Genomic DNA, 2,945 nt, shown 5'->3' on the forward strand with positions numbered 1-2,945 from the left:
CCCACGCGCTGCTGCTGGCCGCCGGAGAGCTGGAACGGGTAGCGCTTGGCGGTCTCGGGTGCCAGCCCCACCAGGTCGAGCAGTTCGGCCGCCCTGGCGCGGGCCTTCTTCCGGTCCCAGCCGAGCAGATAGGGAACGGTCGCGATGTTGTCGATCACCCGCCGGTGCGGGAACAGCCCGGCCTGCTGGATCACATAGCCGATGCCGCGCCGCAGCTTGGCCGGGTCGAGCGCCGCCACATCGGTGCCGTCCAGCAGGACCCGCCCCGAGGTCGGTTCGACCATGCGGTTGACCATCCGCAGCAGGGTCGTCTTCCCGCAGCCGGACGGGCCGACCAGCACGGTCGTCCGCCCGGTGGGGACGTCGAGGTCGAGGCCCTCGACGGCGACCGTGCCGTCGGGGTGGCGCTTGCCCGCGCCGTCGAATCTGATCACGGGGGATTTCCTCGTCTCGGCGGCCCCCGGTGGCGGCGCCGATGGTGGTGTCTGTCGCTGTGCCGGTCCGTCGGCCTGTCGCTGTGGTGTGCCTGTCGGTCGCGTGGTTGCCCGCCTTCGGACCGGCGGAAACTCTGATCAGCCTATGACCTGGTGAACCCGGTGTCCCTGATTTACCGGGCGTGGTCGGATTCACCAGGAGCGGCCGACGCGCACGCGGGGAGCGCGAGGCGCGTGCTCTCCGAAGCGTCGAACCCTCAGCCTTCCTGGCCGCCTCCCTGGCCGCCTCCCTGACGGTCTCCCTGACGGGTCGGCAGTCCGGCCGCCGCCCAGGCGACGAAGCCGCCGTCCAGATCGGTCGCCCGGTGCAGGCCCAGCTCGCGCAACGACGCGGCGGCCAGGCTCGACGCGTACCCCTCCGAGCACACCACGACCACCTCCAGGTCGTAGCCGGTGGCCTGCGGGATCCGGTGACTGCCCGTCGGGTCGAGCCGCCACTCCAGCACATTGCGCTCGATGATCAGCGTGTCGGGGATCTCCCCCTCGGCCGCGCGCTGCGCCGCCGGGCGGATGTCCACCAGCAGCGCGCCGGAGCGCTGCGCCCGGAGCGCCTCGTCCGGGCCGGGGCGGTGCACCCCTTCCCGCGCGCGGGCCACCAGGTCGTCGATCGTGGTCACCACTGGTCGGGTCCTTCCTCGGAGGTGCGGACCAGGCCACCGGCCCGCAGTTCGTAGTGCGCCATGGAGCTGAGCGGCGGGGAGTAGGCGTGCAGCGTCACGGCCGGGCCGGACGCGGTGTTGCGGACGTCGTGCACGTACTCGGGGCCGAAGGCGCGGGTAGTGCCGGAGCCGATCCGCCGGATCAGCAGTCCCTGCTCGGGACCGCCCAGCGACAGTTCCTCCAACTCGCCCAGCGCGACGGTGAACGCTCCGCGCGAGCCGCCGTGGTCGTGGAAGCCCGTGGACTGGCCGGGCAGCCAGCTGATCAGCCAGACCTCGTGGTCCTCGTCGGCGGCCAGCCGCCGGTACCAGCGCTCCTCGGTGGAGAGGCGGACGTGGTGGATCCACTGCTCGGGCTGCTCGGCCAGCTCGCGGACGATCTCCCGCAGTGTGTTCGGAGTGAGCGGCGTCCGGCCCTCCCCGGCGGGGGCGAGAGTGTCTGTCGCTGCGGGTGCGCGGGTCGGTGCGGGTGCCGGCGTCGGCGGGATCGTGACGGCGGTGGGCGTGTCGAGTGCGAGGTCCAGGTTCATGTGGGTGTCCTCGGGACGGGCGGGCGGTGGTCGTGGAGCGGTTCGCCGTGCTGCCCGCGCGCCGTGGTGGGACATGGTGCGGTGGGGCGCGGGCGGGACTGCTCGTTGCCGTGCGGTGCCGTGCGGTGCCGTGCGGTGCCGTGCGGTGCCGTGCGGTGCCGTGCGGTGCGGTGGCGCGGGATCCGTGCCGGAGCCGGTGGCGGGTGCGTGCCGCACCGGTCGGACCGGCGGGGCGGCACGGTCGTGCCGGGCGGCGTGGCGTCAGGAGAGCGGGTGCGCGGCGCGGGCCCTGGCGAAAGTCACAGGGCGGAACCGGCGGGAAGGAACAAGGTCAACAGGCACAGATGGAACTCGCCTGGCGTCGGAGGTCGACGTGCAGGCGGCAGACCAGAGTGGTGCCGGTGTCCATGCGCCGGATCCTTCCCGACGGGACGGGCACGAGTCAAGCGAGCGCGGTCACGGCCGCCCGTCGCGTCCCTGGTCGGACGCGGTCGGGGACCGTTCGGCGTCGGGCGCCGTCCCTGGGCCCGGGACGGTCCCGCTCCGGTTCGGACCCCGGCCCGGCCGGTCGGCCCTGCCGCCCTTGGCCGCCGTCGTTCCTTTGCTCGCCCCCGCTCCCCTTTCCGCCGCTGTTCCTCCTGCCGTCCCGGCCAGCGCCGCTTCGACGGCCGGGCCCGCCTGCTCGCCCAGGTACCGGCCGAGGGTCTGGTAGGCGTCGAACTGCCGGTGGTCGAACCACTGGTCACCGGCGCCGTCGTACGGGAAGGCCGGATCGCCCATCGCGTAGGCGTGCAGCTCGTACGGCATGTCGGGGGTCAGCACGGCCTGCGCGACGATCAGCGTGCCGTGTCGGGCCGACGGGCCGCCGTCGGAGCCTCCGAGCTCCAGCGGCCACGGATACACGATGTCGCCGACCACGACCGCCCGCGCGGACAGCCGCTCGGCCAGCCGCGCCGCCAGCCCGCGCAACGGCGTCCGCCCGCCCTCGCTGCCGGCTCCGCTTCCGGTCGCGCCGCCGCCCCGGCCCCGCCCCGTCCGCGCGCGGCGCTCCCGTCGGCCTCCCGCCCCCGCTGCCCGTACGCGGCCTCCCGCCCTTGCCTCGACCCACCCCCGCCGCTCTCCGACCACCGCAGCAGCAGCCCGCGGACCGACCGGTGCACGGTGGCGCCGCACACCACGACCGCGACCGCCCCCGAGGGGAGCAGCAGCAGCCATTTGACCGTGGCGAACGCGGCCGCCGCGGCGAACGGCGCGTCCCCACC

At 74.6% G+C, this 2,945-nt stretch carries 5 protein-coding genes; all 5 read right to left on the reverse strand.

The genetic code is table 11. From position 1 onward, the window contains the following. Nucleotides 1-434: ATP-binding cassette domain-containing protein (locus VR45_RS22010; protein WP_045941529.1), on the reverse strand; the 434-nt coding region annotated here is incomplete at its 3' end. A gap of 257 nt (nt 435-691) precedes the next feature. After that, nucleotides 692-1,111 (reverse strand): rhodanese-like domain-containing protein, encoded by a 420-nt coding sequence (locus VR45_RS22015; RefSeq protein WP_045941531.1) that lies wholly within the window; start codon nt 1,109-1,111, stop codon nt 692-694. Next, nucleotides 1,108-1,683, reverse strand: a complete 576-nt coding sequence (locus tag VR45_RS22020; RefSeq protein WP_052709276.1) for a cysteine dioxygenase family protein — start codon at nt 1,681-1,683, stop codon at nt 1,108-1,110. The genes VR45_RS22015 and VR45_RS22020 overlap by 4 nt, the downstream gene beginning before the upstream one ends. A gap of 331 nt (nt 1,684-2,014) precedes the next feature. Beyond that, entirely contained in the window at nt 2,015-2,092 is a 78-nt protein-coding gene (locus tag VR45_RS50625) for a putative leader peptide (RefSeq protein WP_106981192.1), read from the reverse strand. Nucleotides 2,093-2,139: 47 nt separating this feature from the next. Next, a complete protein-coding gene (locus VR45_RS22025) occupies nt 2,140-2,652 on the reverse strand; it encodes a hypothetical protein (protein ID WP_045941530.1) in 513 nt (170 codons plus the stop codon). Nucleotides 2,653-2,945 lie beyond the last annotated feature (293 nt).

Source organism: Streptomyces sp. NRRL S-495, from assembly GCF_000966955.1.
Classification (GTDB): domain Bacteria; phylum Actinomycetota; class Actinomycetes; order Streptomycetales; family Streptomycetaceae; genus Kitasatospora; species Kitasatospora purpeofusca.